This is a genomic window from Streptomyces pseudogriseolus (assembly GCA_002154585.1).
Classification (GTDB): Bacteria; Actinomycetota; Actinomycetes; order Streptomycetales; family Streptomycetaceae; genus Streptomyces; species Streptomyces pseudogriseolus.
Genome location: MUNG01000182.1, coordinates 1 through 2151 on the forward strand (window position 1 = coordinate 1; position 2151 = coordinate 2151).

The window sequence follows — 2151 nt, forward strand, 5'->3', positions numbered from 1 at the left end:
CCCCCCGTAGGCGCTACGCGCACCCCACCGCACCGCAGCCTGCGCCGCAGGCGTCCGACCGCAACCCCCACCGACCCTCAGCCCTGCGCCGCAGGCATCCCACCCGCAGGCGGGTCAGGCCGAGCGTTTGCGGGACGTCGTCTTCTTCGCCGGGGTCTTCTTCGCCGCCGTCTTCTTCGTCGTCGTGCTCTTCTTCTCGGCCTGCGACGTCTTCGACGTCGACTTCCGAGGCGACGACGCCGTCTTCTTCTTCGCCGTCGACGTCGACTTCTTGCCGCCCGTGTCCTTCGGGGACGAGCGGGACGTCTTGGATCGCTGAAGGTGCTTGACCTCGGCGTCCTCCGCCGGTTCCTCGCCCCGGGACTCGCGGGCCGCGCGGACGCTGTTCTCCAGGGCCGCCATGAGGTCCAGGACCTTGCCGCCGCCGGCCTCCGGGGCCGGCGCCTCCCGCGGGGTCTCACCGGCCGCCTTCGCGGCGACGACCTCCTCCACCGCCTCGCGGTACTCGTCGTGCAGGTCCTCCAGGTCGACCTCCCCGAGCGTGTCCATCAGCGCGTCCGCGAGGTCCAGCTCCTTGTCCCGCACGGTGACGTCGGCGTCCGGCGCGACCCCCTCGGGGGCCCGGACCTCGTCCGGCCACAGCAGGCCGTGCATGGCGATCGCGTCGCCGACCACGCGCAGCATGCCGAGCCGCTCCCGCCCGCGCAGGGCGTACTTCGTGATCGCGACCTTCTTGCTCCGCTTCAGCGCCTCCCGCAGCAGCGTGTACGGCTTCGCCGCGGGCGCCCCGCCCGCGGCGAGGTAGTACGCGGCGTCCATCTGGAGCGGGTCGATGCGGTCCTCGGGCACGAAGGCGACGATCTCGATCGTCTTGGCGGTCGGGATCGGCAGCCCGGCCAGGTCCTCGTCGGTGATCGGGATGATCGTGCCGTCCGAGTCCTCGTAGCCCTTGCCGATCTCCTGGCCGGTGACCTCGCGGTCCTCCAGCTCGCAGAACTTCCGGTAGCGGATCCGTCCGCCGTCCTCGGTGTGGATCTGCCGGAAGGAGATCGAATGGTTCTCGGTGGCGTTCACCAGCTTGATCGGGATGCTGACCAGCCCGAACGAGATCGCGCCGTTCCAGATGGACCTCACGAGCAGCACCTCTCCGGTCGTCCGCCGATCGATGTCGGACCCTTTGTCATGGTTTGCGTGAGATTGTCATCGTATGACTCCCATCACGGAGGTGGAGGGGCGACGGCTGCCGCTCAGCAATCTGGAGAAGGTGCTGTATCCCGCCACCGGCTTCACCAAGGCGGAGGTCCTGCACTACTACGCGACCGTGGCCGGCGTGCTGCTGCCGCATCTGCGGGAGCGGCCGGTGTCCTTCCTGCGGTATCCGGACGGGCCCGAGGGGCAGGTGTTCTTCACCAAGAACGTGCCGCCCGGTACGCCCGACTGGGTCACCACCGCCGAGGTGCCGAGGTCGGAGGGGCCCGCCCGGATGGTGCTGGTGGAGGATCTGCCGAGCCTGATGTGGGCGGCGAACCTGGTCGCCGAATTTCACACCCACCAGTGGCGGATCACCGACCCCGGGCAGGCGGACCGCGTCGTGTTCGACCTGGACCCGGGGCCGCCGGCGACGGTCGTGCACTGCTGCGAGGTCGCGCTGTGGCTGCGGGAGCGGCTGGCCCGGGACGGGATCGAGGCGTACGCGAAGACGTCCGGGTCGAAGGGGCTGCACCTGCTGGCGGCGGTACGGGGCTCCTCATCCGAACAGGTGTCCGACTACGCGAAAGCCCTGGCCGTGGAGGCGGAGAAGGCCATGCCCCGGCTGGTGCTGCACCAGATGAAGCGCAGCCTGCGGCCGGGGAAGGTCTTCGTCGACTGGAGCCAGAACGCGGCCCGCAAGACCACGGCCGCCCCGTACACCCTGCGGGCGCGCGCCGAGCCGCTGGTGTCCGCGCCGGTGACCTGGCAGGAGGTCGAGGAGTGCCGGTCGCCGGACCGGATGGCGCTGCGGGCGCCCGACATCCCCCCGCGGTTGCAGGACTTCGGCGACCTGCTGGCACCGCTGCTTGACCCGGACGAGGCGGGCACGCTGCCCGAACAGCACACCTAGAGGTTCTAAGCCCCCCCGCCCTCCTAGCGCCCCGCGCTCACAGTCCCGCC

Annotated in this window: 2 protein-coding genes; one reads left to right on the plus strand and one right to left on the minus strand. The window is 70.6% G+C overall.

All coding sequences use genetic code 11. The features are described 5' to 3' along the window. Nucleotides 1-114: 114 nt before the first annotated feature. Nucleotides 115-1134 carry a non-homologous end joining protein Ku gene (ku, locus tag CCN29_RS17495; RefSeq protein ID WP_442538401.1) on the minus strand — a complete coding sequence of 340 codons (1020 nt, stop codon included), beginning with the start codon at nt 1132-1134 and terminating at the stop codon, nt 115-117. A gap of 73 nt (nt 1135-1207) precedes the next feature. On the opposite strand from ku, the gene ligD reads away from it, so the two are divergent. After that, the gene (gene ligD / locus CCN29_RS17500; protein ID WP_086682984.1) at nt 1208-2101 is read left to right on the plus strand and encodes a non-homologous end-joining DNA ligase; all 894 of its coding nucleotides are present in this window, start codon (nt 1208-1210) and stop codon (nt 2099-2101) included. Nucleotides 2102-2151: the final 50 nt, after the last annotated feature.

Excerpts from the sequence above, each read along its gene's own strand:
- ligD (WP_086682984.1), top strand. The coding sequence starts at position 1,208 with ATGACTCCCATCACGGAGGTGGAGGGGCGACGGCTGCCGCTCAGCAAT.